17 protein-coding genes are annotated in these 15,785 nt (G+C 67.0%); 16 read left to right on the top strand and 1 reads right to left on the bottom strand.

The window, feature by feature from the left end; genetic code table 11:
- Positions 1–11 precede the first annotated feature (11 nt).
- From IB256_RS16040 to IB256_RS16015, 6 genes are all read left to right on the top strand, one after another.
- Entirely contained in the window at positions 12–1,769 is a 1,758-nt protein-coding gene (locus tag IB256_RS16040; protein WP_192403243.1) for a bifunctional alpha/beta hydrolase/class I SAM-dependent methyltransferase, read from the top strand.
- 8 nt (positions 1,770–1,777) lie between these two features.
- A complete protein-coding gene (locus tag IB256_RS16035; protein ID WP_192294687.1) occupies positions 1,778–3,118 on the top strand; it encodes a phosphatase PAP2/dual specificity phosphatase family protein in 1,341 nt (446 codons plus the stop codon).
- Complete coding sequence (locus tag IB256_RS16030) at positions 3,108–3,554, top strand: hypothetical protein (protein WP_151188977.1); 447 nt, start codon at positions 3,108–3,110, stop codon at positions 3,552–3,554. The genes IB256_RS16035 and IB256_RS16030 overlap by 11 nt, the downstream gene beginning before the upstream one ends.
- A gap of 14 nt (positions 3,555–3,568) precedes the next feature.
- On the top strand, positions 3,569–4,198 hold the full coding sequence (locus tag IB256_RS16025) for a lysophospholipid acyltransferase family protein (RefSeq protein WP_192294048.1): 630 nt from the start codon (positions 3,569–3,571) through the stop codon (positions 4,196–4,198).
- 1 nt (position 4,199) lies between these two features.
- Positions 4,200–5,129: a phosphatidate cytidylyltransferase gene (locus IB256_RS16020; protein ID WP_138213243.1), complete on the top strand. Its 930-nt coding sequence runs from the start codon at positions 4,200–4,202 to the stop codon at positions 5,127–5,129.
- A 187-nt stretch (positions 5,130–5,316) separates the two neighbouring features.
- Positions 5,317–6,378: an ATP-grasp domain-containing protein gene (locus tag IB256_RS16015; RefSeq protein ID WP_192294046.1), complete on the top strand. Its 1,062-nt coding sequence runs from the start codon at positions 5,317–5,319 to the stop codon at positions 6,376–6,378.
- Positions 6,379–6,450: 72 nt separating this feature from the next.
- On the opposite strand, the gene flgA is transcribed toward IB256_RS16015, so the two are convergent.
- Positions 6,451–7,272 (bottom strand): flagellar basal body P-ring formation chaperone FlgA, encoded by an 822-nt coding sequence (flgA, locus tag IB256_RS16010; RefSeq protein ID WP_192403240.1) that lies wholly within the window; start codon positions 7,270–7,272, stop codon positions 6,451–6,453.
- Positions 7,273–7,334: 62 nt separating this feature from the next.
- On the opposite strand from flgA, the gene flgB reads away from it, so the two are divergent.
- From flgB to flgK, 10 genes are read left to right on the top strand one after another with little or no spacing between them, the layout of a single operon-like run.
- Entirely contained in the window at positions 7,335–7,712 is a 378-nt protein-coding gene (gene flgB, locus IB256_RS16005; protein ID WP_192294042.1) for a flagellar basal body rod protein FlgB, read from the top strand.
- Positions 7,713–7,716: 4 nt separating this feature from the next.
- Positions 7,717–8,145 carry a flagellar basal body rod protein FlgC gene (flgC, locus tag IB256_RS16000; RefSeq protein WP_081518767.1) on the top strand — a complete coding sequence of 143 codons (429 nt, stop codon included), beginning with the start codon at positions 7,717–7,719 and terminating at the stop codon, positions 8,143–8,145.
- Complete coding sequence (locus tag IB256_RS15995) at positions 8,145–8,813, top strand: flagellar hook capping FlgD N-terminal domain-containing protein (RefSeq protein ID WP_192294040.1); 669 nt, start codon at positions 8,145–8,147, stop codon at positions 8,811–8,813. Before flgC ends, IB256_RS15995 begins: the two co-directional genes overlap by 1 nt.
- Before the next feature lie 36 nt (positions 8,814–8,849).
- Positions 8,850–10,037 carry a flagellar hook protein FlgE gene (gene flgE / locus IB256_RS15990; protein WP_192403238.1) on the top strand — a complete coding sequence of 396 codons (1,188 nt, stop codon included), beginning with the start codon at positions 8,850–8,852 and terminating at the stop codon, positions 10,035–10,037.
- Between the two features lie 9 nt (positions 10,038–10,046).
- A complete protein-coding gene (gene flgF, locus IB256_RS15985) occupies positions 10,047–10,775 on the top strand; it encodes a flagellar basal-body rod protein FlgF (RefSeq protein ID WP_192294035.1) in 729 nt (242 codons plus the stop codon).
- A 27-nt stretch (positions 10,776–10,802) separates the two neighbouring features.
- The gene (gene flgG / locus IB256_RS15980; RefSeq protein ID WP_081518763.1) at positions 10,803–11,588 is read left to right on the top strand and encodes a flagellar basal-body rod protein FlgG; all 786 of its coding nucleotides are present in this window, start codon (positions 10,803–10,805) and stop codon (positions 11,586–11,588) included.
- 2 nt (positions 11,589–11,590) lie between these two features.
- Positions 11,591–12,253 carry a flagellar basal body L-ring protein FlgH gene (gene flgH / locus IB256_RS15975; RefSeq protein ID WP_138213236.1) on the top strand — a complete coding sequence of 221 codons (663 nt, stop codon included), beginning with the start codon at positions 11,591–11,593 and terminating at the stop codon, positions 12,251–12,253.
- 15 nt (positions 12,254–12,268) lie between these two features.
- Entirely contained in the window at positions 12,269–13,372 is a 1,104-nt protein-coding gene (locus IB256_RS15970) for a flagellar basal body P-ring protein FlgI (protein ID WP_192294029.1), read from the top strand.
- Positions 13,372–14,412 carry a lytic transglycosylase domain-containing protein gene (locus IB256_RS15965; protein WP_192403236.1) on the top strand — a complete coding sequence of 347 codons (1,041 nt, stop codon included), beginning with the start codon at positions 13,372–13,374 and terminating at the stop codon, positions 14,410–14,412. The genes IB256_RS15970 and IB256_RS15965 overlap by 1 nt, the downstream gene beginning before the upstream one ends.
- A complete protein-coding gene (gene flgK / locus IB256_RS15960) occupies positions 14,409–15,776 on the top strand; it encodes a flagellar hook-associated protein FlgK (protein ID WP_192403234.1) in 1,368 nt (455 codons plus the stop codon). Before IB256_RS15965 ends, flgK begins: the two co-directional genes overlap by 4 nt.
- The last annotated feature ends 9 nt before the right edge of the window (positions 15,777–15,785 follow it).

Here is a 15,785-nt window from a genome sequence, read left to right as displayed (position 1 = left end):
CAGAGGAAGTTATGCGCGAGTCTTCGAATCACCATTTCGTTACCCATGACGGCGTCGAGCTGTTCTACCGTCACTGGCCGGCTGTTGCCGGCAGTGGCGAGCCGCGCCGTGCGGTATTGCTGTTCCATCGCGGCCATGAGCATTCCGGGCGCATCGGCCACCTGGCCGATGAACTCGACCTGCCCGGCTTTGACGTTTTTGCCTGGGATGCCCGTGGCCATGGCGAGTCGCCTGGCGCGCGTGGCGATAGCCCGAGTTTCGGCACCAGCGTGCGCGATGTGCAGACCTTCGTCGAGCACATCGCCTCGACTCACGGCATCGCCATCAGCGACATGGCGGTGGTGGCGCAGAGTGTCGGCGCGGTGGTCGCCTCCACCTGGGTACACGACTACGCACCGCCGATCCGCAGCCTGGTGCTCGCCTCGCCGGCGTTCAAGGTCAAGCTCTACGTGCCCTTCGCCCGGCCGGGCCTGAGGCTGGCGCGCTGGTGGCGCGGCAACTTCTTCGTCAACAGCTATGTGAAGGCGAAATTCCTCACCCACGACCCCGAGCGAATCGCCTCCTACGACAGCGACCCGTTGATCGCCAAGGCTATTTCGGTGAACGTGCTGCTGGGCCTGTACGAAGCGGCCGACCGAGTGGTGGCCGACGCCCAGGCGATCCAGGTGCCGACGCAGTTGCTGATCTCCGGGTCCGACTTCGTGGTGCACCGCAAACCCCAGCAGCGCTTCTTCGACAACCTCGGCACGGCGCGCAAGGAACTGCACATCCTGCCCGGCTTCTTTCACGACACCCTCGGCGAGCTGAACCGCGAGCAGGCGACCACGCGCGCACGGCGCTTCATCCTCGAATGCTTCGCCCGCCAACCCGAGCTCGCCGACCTGCGCGACGCCGACCGCTTCGGCTACACCTGCGCCGAAGCGGAAGCACTGGCGACGCCGCTGCCCGCGTGGTCGATCCGCGATCTCTACTGGCGTGCGACCCGCGCCAACATGCGCCTCGGCCGACTGCTGTCCGACGGTATCAACCTCGGCTTCCAGACTGGCTTCGACTCCGGTAGCACGCTGGACTACGTCTACCGCAACCAGCCCGCCGGCGCGGGGCCGGTGGGCCGGATGATCGACCGCACCTACCTGGAATCCGCTGGCTGGCGCGGTATCCGCCAGCGCAAGGTGAACATCGAGGAACTGCTGCGCCTGGCCATGGCCAGCCTGCGCGAGCAGGGCCGCGAGGTGCGCATCCTCGACATCGCCGCCGGCCACGGACGCTACATCCTTGAAGCGCTGCAGGGCCTCGAGGCACTGCCCGAAAGTGTGCTGCTGCGCGACTACAGCGAGCTGAACGTGCGCGAGGGCTCGGCGCTGATCGAGCGCCTGGGCCTGAAGGAGCGCGCCCGCTTCGTGCAGGGCGATGCCTTCGATGGCGCCGACCTCGCCGCCGTCGAGCCGAAGCCGACACTGGCGGTGGTCTCCGGTCTCTACGAGCTGTTCGCTGACAATGCCATGGTCAGCGGTTCGCTGGCGGGTCTGGGCGAGGCAGTGGAAGAGGGCGGCTACCTGATCTACACCGGCCAACCCTGGCACCCGCAGCTGGAGCTGATTGCCCGTGCGCTCACCAGCCATCGCGCCGGGCAGGCCTGGGTAATGCGCCGCCGCACGCAAGGGGAGATGGACCAGTTGGTGGCCGCCGCCGGCTTCCGCAAGCTGGCCCAGCGCATCGACGAGGACGGCATCTTCACCGTCTCCCTGGCCCGCCGGGAGCGCAGCTGATGGCGTCGATGCCGGCGCGCGACCCCGGTGTCCTGCGGAGGGCGGTGATCTGGCTGCTGTTCCTTGGGCCGTTCTTCTTCCTCAGCTATGGCTTCGCCAACTGGGTGGCGGGGCAGCGCGAATCGGTCGGCGTGCTGGTGTTCGACTGGGAGCGAGGCACGCCGCTGTGGCCCTGGACGATCATCCCGTACTGGTCGATCGACCTGCTGTACGGGCTGTCCTTCCTGCTGCCGCGTACCCGCCGCGGGCTGGACTGCCACGCCCTGCGCCTGCTCACCGCGCAGGTTGTCGCGGTGACCTGTTTCCTGCTGTTCCCGCTGCGCTTCAGCTTCGAACGACCGATGCTGGAGGGCGTCTTCGGCGTGCTGTTCGACCTGCTGATGGGCTTCGACAAGCCCTTCAATCAGGCGCCTTCGCTGCATATCGCCCTGCTGGTGATTCTCTGGGCCGCCTACGGTCGCTACGCCAGCGGCGCATGGCGGTGGCTGCTGCACGGCTGGTTCGCATTGATCGGCCTGTCGGTGTTGACCACCTGGCAACACCATTTCATCGACGTGCCGACCGGTGCGCTGCTCGGCTTCCTCTGCGTCTGGCTATGGCCGCGGGAGGTCCGCTCGCCGTTGCAGGCGTGGAGCCTCAGCGGCGATCCGCAGCGGCGTCGGCTGGCAGCCACCTACGGCGTCGGGGCGCTGCTCTGCCTGGTGCTGGCGCTGGTTGGCGGCGGCCTGTGGCTCTGGCTCTGCTGGCCGGCGGTATCCCTGGCGCTGGTCGCGCTGTGCTACCTGGGGATCGGTACGGTGGGCTTCCAGAAGCGCCGGGACGGTCGCCATTCGGTGGCGGTCTCCTGGCTGCTGGCGCCCTACTGGTTGGGCGCGTGGCTCAATGCGCGCTGGTGGACGCGCCGCCATCCGCAGCCGGATGAAGTGCTGCCGGGGCTCTGGCTCGGGCGCCTGCCGGACTGGTACCAGCCCCGGCATCTGCCGAGCCTGGCGATCCTCGACCTGTGCGCCGAATTGCCCCGCACTGCGCTGACCCGGCGCTACGAGTGCCTGCCGCTGCTTGACCTGGTAGCGCCCAGTGTCGAGCAGTGCCGGCAAGGTGCGGAGCTGATCCAGCGAATGCACGCCGAAGGCCCGGTGCTGGTCTGTTGCGCACTGGGCTACTCGCGCAGCGCCACGCTGGTGGTGGCATGGCTGCTGATATCCGGCCGTGCGGCCACGCTCGAAGATGCGCTGGCGCAGCTTCGCCACGCGCGTCCGCAGGTGGTACTCAAAACCGAACAACTGGCAGTGCTGGCGCAGATCGCCGGCCAGCCGAACCTGTCACAGGAGGTGAGTCATGTCGGTTGATCCGGCCCTGATCCTGGTGGCCAGCCTGCTGCGCCGCGGCAGCAGTCTCAATGGCTTGTCCTCGGCACTCACGGTGCTGGCGCTGGCCCTGGGTTTCTACGGCGTGCTGATGGCCAGCGCCACCCTGGCGTTCAGCCTGAGCATGGCGTTGCTGGTGCTGCTCGGGCTGGTGCAGAAGTTCTATGCCATGCGCGTGGCACTGGACGCCGACCTGTTCGAAGCCATGGCCAACGCCGGAGAGGCGCTGCCGGAGAAAACCCGGCAGCTGGACGACGCCCTGGCGACCTACGCCGGTGTGTCGGCGGACAAGACCGGCCGTCCCTGGAGCGAGCGCAGCCGTGGCGCGCTCGCCCTGTTGCGCCGGCAGGTGCAGCTCTGCGCCGCCCAGTGGCTCATTGCGCTGCTGTGCCTGATCACCCTGACTTTCCAATCCTGAGGAACGTACCCGCAATGCTGGAACGACTCTGCGCCTACGCCATCATTGCCGGCGCCCGTGCGGTGACCGGCCTGCGCAGCCTGTGGATCGGCACCACGCCGATCCCGGCGCAGCGCATCTACTACGCCAACCACAGCAGCCATGGCGATTTCGTCCTGCTCTGGGCCTCGCTGCCGCCGGAGCTGCGCTCGCGCACGCGGCCGGTGGCAGGCATGGACTACTGGGGCAAGGGCGGCCTGCGTGGCTTCATCATCAACCGTGTGTTCCATGGCGTGCTGATCGACCGCACGCGCGGCGCCGAGGGCGGCAACCCGCTGGAGCCGGTGGAGCGCGCCCTGGCTGACGGCGACTCGCTGATCCTCTTCCCCGAAGGTACCCGCAACCTCGACGAGGAAGTACGCCTGCTGCCCTTCAAGAGTGGCATCTACCACCTGTCCAGGGCCCATCCGCAGGTGGAACTGGTGCCGGTGTGGCTGGACAACCTCAACCGCGTGATGCCCAAGGGCCGCGCGCTGCCCTTGCCGCTGCTGTGCACCCTGAGCTTCGGCGCACCGCTGGCGGTGGAGGAGGGAGAGGCCAAGGAGGCCTTCCTCGAACGCGCCCGCGAGGCGCTGCTCAAGCTCGCCGCGCCGGAGGGTCGCTGAGATGAACCAGACCTGGCTGCTCTTCGGTGGCATCGGCGCCATCCTCGTCCTCGCCTCGCTGGTCGGCGCGGTGCTGCGCTGGAAAGCGCCGCCCGGGCCGCACGCGGTGATCGACAACCTCAACGCGCGGATCAACGCCTGGTGGGTGATGGTCGCGGTGATTGGCTGCGCCTTCGCCCTCGGTCACTGGGCGGTGATCCTGCTGTTCTACGGGGTGTCGTTCTACGCGCTGCGCGAATTCCTCACCCTGATGCCGACCCGGCGCAGCGACTATCCGGCGCTGGTGGCGGCGTTCTACTTCGTGTTGCCGATGCAGTACCTGCTGATCGGCATCGGCTGGTACGGGCTGTTCTCTATCTTCATCCCGGTCTACGTGTTCCTGCTGCTGCCGATCCTCGCCTCGTTGGGCGGCGACTCCAAGCATTTCCTCGAGCGCGCCTCGAAGGTGCAGTGGGCGCTGATGCTGGCGGTGTTCTGCATCTCCTACGTGCCGGCGCTGCTGACCCTGGAGATCGCCGGCTACGAAGGGCGCAACCTGTTGCTGATCGCCTTCCTGGTGATCGTCGTGCAGCTGTCCGACGTGTTGCAGTACGTCTGCGGCAAGCTCATGGGCAAGCGCAAGATCGCTCCGAACCTGTCGCCGTCCAAGACCCTGGAAGGCTTCGTCGGCGGCGTGACGCTGGCCACGCTGATCGGCGGCGCGCTGTGGTGGATCACGCCCTTCAGCTTCTGGCAGGCGCTGCTGATCGCCCTGATGATCAACATCCTCGGCTTCTTCGGCGGGCTGGTGATGTCGGCGATCAAGCGTGACCGCGGAGTGAAGGACTGGGGCCACATGATCGAAGGCCACGGCGGCATGCTCGACCGCCTGGATTCGGTGTGTTTCGCCGCACCGGTGTTCTTCCATTTCGTCCGTTACTGGTGGACCTGACCCCCGTCGGAAATCTTCCAGGCGCTCCGGGGCAGCCCCGCCGGAGCGCCGGTTCGCGGCTACGCTTGCTCTATTCCCTCGGAAATGTCGTACGGCAACGGAGTGTTTGGGCGTAGGCAGTCGAATCTTCACGGGGCCATGAAGCAATGAACATGCTCTTTCCGCGAATCACCGGCGGAGCTGCGTCTTGAGCAGCTCGGCGGGTGGCTTCCCGTTTACCTGCCTGGTCACCGCCATCGGCTCGTACTCGGCCGAATCGGTGATCTCATCGTTGCGCGAGCACTGGGGCGCGCGGGTGGTGGGGACCAATACCCAGCCCCGTGACTGGTGCACCACCTCGGCCTTGCTGGATACCTTCCATCGGGTTCCGGCGGCGAGAAATGTAACCGAGTATGTGGAGCGCATCCTCAGGATCTGCGAAGCCGAGCAGGTGACCCATGTGGTGCCGCTGATCGACCCCGAGGTCGATGCCTTTGCGCTGCACCACGAGGCGTTCGCCAAACGCGGCATCACGCTGTGCATGCAGCCGCTGGAGACCATTCGCGTCGCCCGCGACAAGTGGCTGGTGCACCAGGCCTTTCGCAACGATCCGCTGATCTGCACCATTCCCACCTGGCGCCTGGAAGACCTGCCCGTACCGGGGCTGGACCTGCCGCTGATCGCCAAGCCGCGCGACGGGCGTAACTGCGAAGGGCTGATGCAGGTGCGCGACGCGGATTTCATGCACTACGTGCGCAAGCGTTTCTCCGACCGCGATTACATCGTGCAGCCACTGCTGCCGGGTGAGGTCTGCGTGGTGGACGTGGTGCGCCAGCGGAGCAGCGGCGACTGGGCGGCCATGGCGCGCCAGGAACTGGTGCGCACGCCTACTGGCGCGGGCCTGACTGTGCGCATGCTGGCCGATCCGCAGCTGGTCGAGATGGCCGGACAGGTCGCCCGCGTGCTGGACGTGAACGGCTGCATCAATATGGAGTTCCTCGTGCAGGACGGCGAGGCACTGCTGATGGACGTCAACCCGCGCTTCTCCGGCGGGATCGCCTTCAGCCACCTGTCCGGCTACGACATGGTCGCCAACCACCTGCGCTGCTTCCGTGAGGCGCCGCTGGATGCGCCGGTGCTGCCGGCGCCGAGCATCCACGCGCGGCGGCTGGAGGAGGTGACCACGTTTGCCGCGCCGGCCGCTACGCCCGAATCCATCGTCGTGCTGCCGGGCTCGCTGGGCAGCGGTGACCGCAGCGCATCACTGTAGGAGCGGGCCATGCCCGTGATCGCGCGCCTGGCGCGCTCCTGCAGGGGAGTTCGGCAGTGAGCGGGGGCAGCATCAGAAGATGCTGCTCACCTCGCCTGATGCCGTCACCTTCGCCTCGATGATCTTCTGGCTGCGCAGGTTCTTCACGCGGATCACTTCGTCCTGCTTGCCGTTGGCCAGCGCCTCGCCGACGGCGCTGGCCTGGATGCCGTCCTGGCTGGCGACGATCTTCACCTGCTGGCCGCGCCGCACCCGCATTGCTCCATCGAGCAGTGCCGGCGTCAGCGGCTGGTCGGCGCGAATGCGGCGGCGGGCCGTCTTGCCGGCCACCTCGGCGATATCGGTGAAGTAGCCCCGCGAGCTCTTGCCGAGTTCCATCGGCGCGAGCTTGAGCTGCGCCGCGTCCAGTGTCTGGCCGCGCGCGATCTCGCCGCTGGCGACCACGGTCGGCAGATACACCGTGGGCTGGCTGATGAAGGTCACCGGCCAGCCGGATTGTCCTGCGCAGGAGGCTTCGAAACGCCGCCGCGCGGTGACCGCGACGGGCGCTTCGAGCGCACGCAGTTGCGGGCCTCCGGGGCAGGCGGCGAGCTTGCTCAGGCTGTTGGGCAGGTTGTTGTTCACCGTGAAAGTCATGCCTTTCCAGCCAGCCTTGCGCGCGGCTTCCTTCAGCTCGGCGGCGACCTGCTGCTGCGCGGCGGTGTCGAGTTGCGCGCGCGCATCCTGGGCTTGTGCCAGGGCGGGAAGCAGCAGGAGGAAGCAGGCGGAAAGGGCCTTTCCGCATCCCGTCGCGCGGTGCGTCGAAAGCGGAAAAGCCGCGTTGCACGCGTTGTCTTGCTTTGCGCATAAATCCTTGTAAATCAACGGCATGAAGCGATATTCCGGGGTGGGCATGCTTTGTGCTCTGTCGCTGCGCACACCGAAAGATGGCCGAACGACGAGAGCGGGTTGCGCGAATGAGTATACGGTTTGACGAGACCCTGGGTATCCACGAGAGAGCCCTCTCGCTGCACATGCAGCGCAGCGAAATCCTGGCCTCCAACCTGGCCAACGAAGACACCCCCGGCTTCAAGGCGCGGGACATCGATTTCGCCGCCGAGATGCAGCGCCAGGACAGCTCCGGCGTCCTGCTGGCCAGCGCTGGCACCAACATCAATGCCGCGCGCCCGGACCTGAAGTACCGCATTCCCAACCAGCCCTCGCAGGACGGCAACAGCGTGGAGCTGTCCACCGAGCAGGCGGAGTTCTCGCGCAACGCGATGGATTTCCAGACCAGCCTGACCTTCCTGACCCTGAAATTCCGCGGCCTCAAGCAGGCCATCGAAGGACGCTGACGCCATGGCATTCGATTCCATCTACCGCATCGCCGGCTCGTCGATGAACGCGCAGACCGTGCGCCTGAACACCGTGGCGAGCAACCTGGCCAACGCCGACTCCGCCGCCAACAGCCCGGACGCCGTGTACCAGGCGCGCAAGCCGATGTTCGCCGCCGTCTACGAGAACGACCAGCTGACCCGTGGCGCCGGCATGGGCGGCGCCCACGTGCAGGTGCTCGACGTGGTGACCTCCGGTCGCTCGCCGCAGCGCCGCTACGAACCGGGCAGCCCGCTGGCCGACGCCACCGGCTACGTCTACTACCCCGACGTCAACGAGATCGAAGAGATGACCGACATGATGTCCGCCACCCGCAGCTTCGAGACCGGCGTGGAAGTGCTCAACCGCGTGAAGAGCATGCAGTCCAGCCTGCTGAAACTGGGAGACGCCTGATGAGTACGGTCAACAACGACACCAGCACCACCACCAGCGGTACCTCGTCCGACACGCCCAAGCAGGCGGTCAACCTCGGCGAGCTGACCGACATGGAGAACAGCTTCATCACCCTGCTGGTCGCCCAGGTGCAATACCAGGACCCGACCAAGCCGGTGGACAGCACCGAGTTCATCAACCAGTACTCGGCCATGGCGCAGGTCAAGAGCATGCAGAACATGACCACCCTGCAGCAGAACAACCTGGTGCTGATGGACAACCTGCAGACCCTCACCGCCGCCGGCCTGGTCGGCCAGGAAGTGAAGGTCAGCGCCGACAGCCTGCAACTGGACGGCGACAAGGTCAGCGGGCAGATCACCCTGGAGCACGCCTCGGCCACCACCGTGCTGCAGCTCACCGACGCCAACGGCGTGCGTACCGACATCACCCTCGGCCCGCAGGAAGCCGGTGCCGTGCCCTTCAGCGTGGACCCGCAAGCGCTTGGCCTGAAGCCCGGCAAGTACAGCCTGGCGGTCAAGACCGAGAGCGGCGAGACGCCGGGTATCGAGGTGTCCGGCCTGGTGCACAACGTCCGCGTCAGCGCCGATGGCCCGGTACTGGAAGTCGAGGGCGCAGGCTCGGTGCCCTTCTACAAGATCGTCGAATTCAGTCAGGGCCAGGCCGCCTGAGCGCCTGCTTCCCCCCTCTTAGGATGAGATAACGCCATGAGCTTCAACATCGCCCTGACCGGCCTGAACGCCGTCACCCAGCAGCTGGACACCATCAGCAACAACATCGCCAACTCCGGCACCGTGGGCTTCAAGTCCTCGCGCACCGAGTTCGGCAGCGTCTACGCCGACGGCAAGGGCATGGGCGTGGAAGTCGCCGGCACCACCCAGAGCATCAGCCAGGGCGGTTCGCTGGTGTCGACCAACCGCGCACTGGACCTCGCCATCTCCGGCGGCGGCTTCTTCGTGGTCAAGAGCGGCAATGGCGACACCCAGTACACCCGCGCCGGCGTGTTCAGCCAGGACAACGCCAACTACCTGATCAACGCCACCGGCCAGCGCCTGCAGGGTTACCCGACCGACGCCGCCGGCAACCTGCTGGTGGGCACCGTCTCCGACCTGCAGGTGAAGACCGCCAACCTGCCGGCCAAGGCCACCGACAAGCTGGAGTTCGTCGCCAACCTCGACTCCAACGAGACGGTGCCGACCGTCTCGCCGTTCGACCCGCAGAAGGTGGAGACCTACAACTCCACCTACACCAGCAAGATCTATGACTCCCAGGGCAAGGAGCACACCCTGACCCAGTACTTCGTGCTGACCGGCACCAACACCTGGGACGCGCACTACGCGGTGGACGGCAATGCCGTCGGCGCCACCCAGTCACTGACCTTCGCCCCCGACGGCTCGCTGTCCTCGCCGATCGCTTCGGTGCCGGTGGGCTTCGCCCTGCCCGGTGTCGACCCGATGAACATCTCGCTGGACTACACCGGCACCAGCCAGTACGGCTCGGACTTTGTCGTCACCACCAACCGCACCACCGGCTACGCCGCCGGCGAGCAGACCGGCATCGCGGTGGAGAACGACGGCAAGGTCTACGTCAACTACAGCAACGGCCAGCGCATGCTGCAGGGCCAGGTTGCCCTGGCCAACTTCATCAACAGCGGCGGCCTGCAGAACCAGAGCGGCACCGCCTGGACCGAGACCTCCGCCTCCGGCGCCCCGCTGATCGGCGTGCCCGGCATCGGCCAGTTCGGCTCGCTGTCGGCCGGAAACCTGGAAGGCTCCAACGTCGACATCACCCAGCAACTGGTGGGCCTCATGGAAGGCCAGCGCAACTACCAGGCGAACACCAAGGTGATGACCACCGACAAGGAACTCACCCAGGTCCTGTTCTCGGCCATCTAAGGACTCGTCATGGATCGCCTCGGCTACACCGCAATGACCGCCGCCAGCCGCAGCATGGCGGCGCTGGACGTGCGCGCGAACAACCTCGCCAACGTCAACACCCCCGGTTTTCGCGCTGACCTGGAGCACGCCACCGCCGTCGATGTGAGCGGCGCCGGCTATGACAGCCGCCACCTCGCGCGCATCGAGAGCAGCGGCGTGGACATGAGCGCCGGCACCCTGATGGCCACCGGGCGCGACCTCGACGTCGCCATCCAGGGCCAGGGCCTGTTCGCCGTGCAGAGCGGCAACGGCGAGGCGTACACGCGCCAGGGCAACCTCGAGATCGACGCTGACCGCCAGCTCATGATCAACGGCCGCGCCGTGCTCGGCGAGGGCGGGCCGATCACCCTGCCCGAGTACGACGCCATCGCCATCGGCAGCGACGGCACCATTTCGGTGATGCCTCGCGGTGATTTCATGATGACCGACGTCGACCGCCTGAAGCTGGTGGACGCGCCGGCTGCCTCTCTGGTGAAGAACGCCCAGGGCCTGCTGGTGAGCAAGGACGGCCAGAACGTCGCCGCCAGCGAGGACGTGCGCCTGGTCTCCGGGCACCTGGAGCAGAGCAACGTCTCGGCCATCGACCAGCTGGTGGGGACCATGAGCCTGAACCGCCGGTTCGAGACCCAGGTGAAGATGATGAAGGCCGCCTCGGATCTTGCCGAGGCCGGCGACCGCATGATCCGTGGCGGCTAACCCGCGGCGCGCAGACAGGAGCACAACATGAGTTCGGCACTTTGGGTCAGCAAGACCGGCCTGGCAGCCCAGGACACCGCGATGTCCACCGTGGCCAACAACCTGGCCAACGTCAACACCGTCGGCTTCAAGAGCGACCGCGCAGTCTTCGAGGACCTGTTCTACCAGGTGCAGCTGCAACCTGGCGCCCAGGCTGACCAGGTCAACACCGTGCCCTCGGGCATCCAGCTGGGCAGCGGCGTGCGCGTCGTCGGCACGCAGAAGGTGTTCACCGAAGGCAGCATGCAGACCACCGGCCAGCCCATGGACCTGGCCATCGTCGGCAGCGGCTTCTTCCAGGTCGAGGCGCCCAACGGCGATACCTACTACACCGAGAACGGCCAGCTGCAGCTGAACAACGAAGGCATCGTGGTCAACGCCCAGGGCCTGCCGCTGACGCCGAACATCGAAGTGCCGGCCGGCGCCAGTCGCTTCACCGTCGGCAGCGACGGCATCGTCACCGCCGTGCTGCCGGGCGAGACTCTGCCCACGGAGCTGGGCCAGATCACCCTGGTCAGCTTCACCAATCCGGCGGGCCTGGAAGCCCTCGGCGGCAACCTCTACAAGGAAACCGCCGCCAGCGGCGAGCCGCAGGAAGGCACGCCGGGCGAAGAGGGCCTGGGTAATCTCAAGCAGGGCGTGCTGGAAGGCTCCAATGTGCAGGTGGTGGAAGCGATGGTGAACATGATCGCCATCCAGCGCGCCTACGAGGCCAACGCCAAGGTGCTCGACGCCGCGTCGGGCATGCAGCAGTTCCTCAACCAGACGGTCTGACCATGACGCGCCTTGCCCTGCTGCTCGCCCTGGCGCTGCTCGCCGGATGCCAGAGCTTCGACGAGATGCTGCCGGACGAGGATTCCTCGACCTACCAGCCCCCGGAGCTGGACTACAGCCAGCCGCCGACCACCAGCGGCGGGCTGTTCCGTTCCGGTTATGGCGGCTCGCTGCTGCGCGACAAGCGCGCCATCGGCGTCGGCGATATCGTCACCGTGGTCCTCAGCGAGTCCACCCAGTCGAGCAAGAGCGCGGGCACCAGCTTCGGCAAGCAGTCCAGCCTGGATGTGCCGGTGCCGACCATCCTGACCAAGGACTACGGCGGCCTGGAAACGTCCGCCACGGCCAACCGCGACTTCACCGGTTCGGCGAAAAGCTCGCAGCAGAACACCCTCTCCGGCTCCATTGCGGTGACCGTGCACAAGGTGCTGCCCGGCGGCGTGCTGCTGGTGAAGGGCGAAAAATCCCTGCGCCTGAACCAGGGCGACGAGTTCATCCGCCTCACGGGGCTGGTGCGCATCGACGACATCAACCGCTCCAACCAGGTGTCCTCGCAGAACGTCGCCAACGCCAAGATTTCCTACGCCGGGCGCGGCGTGCTCAACGACAGCAACTCGGCCGGCTGGCTGACGCGCTTCTTCACCCACCCGCTGTTCCCGATGTAAGCAGGCGAGCACTCCATGCGTAGACATCTTTCCCGCCTGCTGGCGCTGCTGTGCCTGTCCTGGCAGGTCGAGGCGCTGGCCATCCCGCTGCTCGACCTGGTGGACATCGAAGGCGTGCGCGAGAACCAGCTGATCGGCTACGGCCTCGTCGTCGGCCTCGACGGCACCGGCGACAAGAACCAGGTGAAGTTCACTAACCAGTCGGTGGCCAACATGCTCAAGCAGTTCGGCGTGAACCTGCCGCCGAACGTCGACCCGAAACTGAAGAACGTCGCCGCGGTAAGCGTCACTGCCAGCGTGCCGCCGTCCTACAGCGCCGGACAGACCATCGACGTCACCGTGTCCTCGCTGGGCGACGCCAAGAGCCTGCGCGGCGGCCTGCTGCTGATGACGCCGCTGCAGGGCGTAGACGGCGAAGTCTATGCGCTGGCCCAGGGCAACCTGGTGGTCGGCGGCCTGCATGCACAGGGCCAGAGCGGCTCCAGCGTGTCGATCAACAGCGCCAACAGCGGCCTGATTCCCAACGGCGCGACCATCGAGCGGATGATTCCCAGCGACTTCGCCCAGCGCCCGGACGTGATGCTCAACGTGCGCAAGCCGAGCTTCCAGACCGCCAACCAGGTGATGAACGCGGTCAACGAACGCTTCGGCTCCGGCACCGCCACTGCGCTGGACGGCACCAAGGTGTCCGTCCGCGCCCCGGTCAGCCTGGCCCAGCGCACCAGCTTCATGGCCATGCTCGAAGGCATGGAAGTGCAGGAAGGCCGCACCCGGCCCAAGGTGGTGTTCAACAGCCGCACCGGCACTGTGGTGGTCGGCCAGGGCGTGCGCGTGAAAGCCGCCGCGGTCGCCCACGGCTCGCTCACCGTGACCATCAGCGAGAACCCCCAGGTCAGCCAGCCGGGGCCCTTCTCCAACGGCACCACGGCGGTCACCCCGCAGTCGGACGTCTCGGTCAGCCAGGACAAGAAACCGATGTTCAAGTGGCCCGAGGGCACCAGCCTGGAAAGCATCATCAACACGGTGAACAGCCTGGGCGCGACGCCGGATGACGTAATGAGCATCCTCCAGGCGCTGGAGCAGGCCGGCGCGCTGAATGCCGAGCTGGTGGTGATCTGATGAGCATCACCTCGCTCAATCGCCCCATCGTGCCCGCCGGTCAGCCCGGCGAGTCGCCCGAGCAGGTCCGCCGCGAGCAGTTGCAGGCGGCCTCCGAACAGTTCGAGGCGATGTTCCTGCAGCAGATCCTCAAGCAGATGCGCAAGGCCGGCGACGTGCTCTCCGCCGGCAGCCCGCTGCGCAGCCGCGACCTCGATACGATGCGCGATTTCTACGACGAAGCGCTGGCCGAGCACCTCGCCTCGCGCAAGCAGACCGGTATCGCCGACCTGCTGGTGCGACAGCTCTCTGCCGAGCCAGCCGACACCACCGAGCCGGTGGCGCTCGCCGACAGCGGCGAGGCGCTGCGCCGGCACTCGGTCTCCAGCCGCAACCCGCTGGTGGATACCTGGCAGCGTGGCGTGGACCGTCTCGCCCACGCTTGGCAGCAGGGCACGGCGGGCTTCCGCACCCTGGTGGACAGCGTGATCGGCCAGGAGTCCGGCGGCAACGCCGCCGCCGTCTCGCCCAAGGGCGCGCGTGGCTTGATGCAGCTGATGCCTGACACCGCCCGCGAAGTCGCCGGCGAACTCGGCCTGCCTTACGACGAGCAGCGCCTGACCAGCGACCCGGCCTACAACAAGGCCTTGGGCAGCGCCTACCTGGGCAAGATGCTCGATCGCTACGACGGCCAGCACGTGCTCGCCCTGGCCGCGTACAACGCCGGGCCGGGCAAGGTCGATGAGTGGCTCAAGAGCAACGGCGACCCGCGCAGCGGGCAGATCGGCATGGCCGACTGGGTGCGCAGCATCCCCTTCGATGAAACCCGCGACTACACCCTCGGCGTGCTCCGTCGCGTGCGCGAGGCCCAGGCGCCGGCGCGCATCCCCGGCAGCGGCCTGTCGCCGGAGAGTGGCCTGAAGCACGCGCCGCAGGAAGGATTTAAGCGCCACAGTGATTACGTCGCCTATCAGGGACAACAGCCCGAATTTGTTTCCCGACCGGCCTCGGCGGCGTTTGCCCAGCCGATCCGCCTCGAGTCGAAGGAGAATGCCTCTTGAGTATGTTGAGCCAGATCGGCTACAGCGGCCTGCGCGCGGCGCAGATCGCCCTGGCCACCTCCGGCCAGAACGTCGCCAACGCCAACACCCCCGGTTTCAGCCGGCTGAGCCCGGTGCTCGCCTCGCTGGCCGGCGAGGGTGGTCTGAACGTTGGCGGCGGTGTGACGGTGACCAGCATCCGCCGCATGGCCAACGACTTCCAGAACCAGCAGCTGTGGCGCGCCACCACCGAGCAGAGCTACTACGACAGCGGCCAGCAGTACCTGTCCGCGCTGGAAGGCCTGATGGGTGGCGAAGGCTCGAGCATCAGCGTCGGCCTGGACAACTTCTTCGCGGCGCTCAGCGAGGCCACCGCCACGCCCGGCTCGGTCGCCCTTCGCCAGCAGATCGTCAACGAGACCAAGAACCTCGCCCAGCGCTTCAACGGCCTGTCCGGCAACATCGACAGCCAGCTGCGCGCCCTGCAGGAGCAGCGCGGTTCCATGGTCGGGGAGATCAACGGCCTGACCAGCAACCTCGCCGCGCTGAACAAGCAGATCGTCGAAGTCGGCTCTTCCGGAGGCGATACCACCGCGCTGCGCGACCACCGCGAGAGCCTGGTGCAGGACCTCTCCAAATACGCCTCGATCCGCGTCAACGAAGTGGCCGACGGCTCGCTCACCGTCTCCCTCGCCAACGGTCAGCCGCTGGTGGCCGGCAACTCCGCCGGGCAACTGGCGATCAGCCGTACTTCCACGGGCGAGCAGGAAATCGCCCTGACCTTCGCCGGCACCAGCTTCCCCCTGGCCCAGGACGGCATGGGTGGCTCCCTCGGTGCGCTGTACGACACCGAGTACGACACCCTGCGGCCGAACCAGATCGCCCTGCACGAGATGGCCGGGCAATTCGCGCAGATGGTCAACGACACCCTGGCCAATGGCTTCGACCTCAACGGCAACGCCGGCCAGGCGTTGCTCACCTACAACGCCGGCAGCACCACGGCGATGCTCAGCGTGAATGACCTCAAGCCCGAGGAGCTGGCGCTGTCGGATACCGCGGGCGAGTCCGGCAACAACGTGAACCTGCTGGCGCTGCTCGATCTCAAGGGCCAGTCGATCACCATCGACGGCAGCCAGGTGACCCTCAACGACGCCTTCGCCGGCCTGCTCGGCAAGGTCGCCAGCGCCAGCCGGCAGAACCAGGCCGACCAGAAGACCGCCACCACCGTGGCCACCCAGGCGCAGGCCCAGCGTGACAGCGTCAGCGCGGTGAGCCTGGATGAAGAGGCGGTCAACCTGATCACCTACCAGCAGGCCTACCAGGCCAACATGAAAGTCATCAGCACCGCCAAGGAGCTGTTCGACTCGATGCTCGCGGCCTTCTAGGGCCCTGGC

Origin of the sequence: Pseudomonas sp. PDM17, from assembly GCF_014851985.1 — a bacterium.
GTDB lineage: Bacteria > Pseudomonadota > Gammaproteobacteria > Pseudomonadales > Pseudomonadaceae > Pseudomonas.
Note: the sequence above shows the minus strand (reverse complement) of the source record. Positions and strands in the feature narration are given on the sequence as shown.

Coding starts and splice junctions, on each gene's coding strand:
- flgC (WP_081518767.1), top strand. CDS start 7,717: ATGGCATTCGATTCCATCTACCGCATCGCCGGCTCGTCGATGAACGCG.
- IB256_RS16035 (WP_192294687.1), top strand. CDS start 1,778: ATGCCGGCGCGCGACCCCGGTGTCCTGCGGAGGGCGGTGATCTGGCTG.
- flgH (WP_138213236.1), top strand. CDS start 11,591: ATGACGCGCCTTGCCCTGCTGCTCGCCCTGGCGCTGCTCGCCGGATGC.
- flgB (WP_192294042.1), top strand. CDS start 7,335: ATGAGTATACGGTTTGACGAGACCCTGGGTATCCACGAGAGAGCCCTC.
- IB256_RS16040 (WP_192403243.1), top strand. CDS start 12: ATGCGCGAGTCTTCGAATCACCATTTCGTTACCCATGACGGCGTCGAG.
- IB256_RS16025 (WP_192294048.1), top strand. CDS start 3,569: ATGCTGGAACGACTCTGCGCCTACGCCATCATTGCCGGCGCCCGTGCG.
- IB256_RS15995 (WP_192294040.1), top strand. CDS start 8,145: ATGAGTACGGTCAACAACGACACCAGCACCACCACCAGCGGTACCTCG.
- flgF (WP_192294035.1), top strand. CDS start 10,047: ATGGATCGCCTCGGCTACACCGCAATGACCGCCGCCAGCCGCAGCATG.
- IB256_RS15965 (WP_192403236.1), top strand. CDS start 13,372: ATGAGCATCACCTCGCTCAATCGCCCCATCGTGCCCGCCGGTCAGCCC.
- IB256_RS15970 (WP_192294029.1), top strand. CDS start 12,269: ATGCGTAGACATCTTTCCCGCCTGCTGGCGCTGCTGTGCCTGTCCTGG.
- flgA (WP_192403240.1), bottom strand. CDS start 7,272: ATGCCCACCCCGGAATATCGCTTCATGCCGTTGATTTACAAGGATTTA.
- IB256_RS16030 (WP_151188977.1), top strand. CDS start 3,108: ATGTCGGTTGATCCGGCCCTGATCCTGGTGGCCAGCCTGCTGCGCCGC.
- flgE (WP_192403238.1), top strand. CDS start 8,850: ATGAGCTTCAACATCGCCCTGACCGGCCTGAACGCCGTCACCCAGCAG.
- flgG (WP_081518763.1), top strand. CDS start 10,803: ATGAGTTCGGCACTTTGGGTCAGCAAGACCGGCCTGGCAGCCCAGGAC.
- IB256_RS16020 (WP_138213243.1), top strand. CDS start 4,200: ATGAACCAGACCTGGCTGCTCTTCGGTGGCATCGGCGCCATCCTCGTC.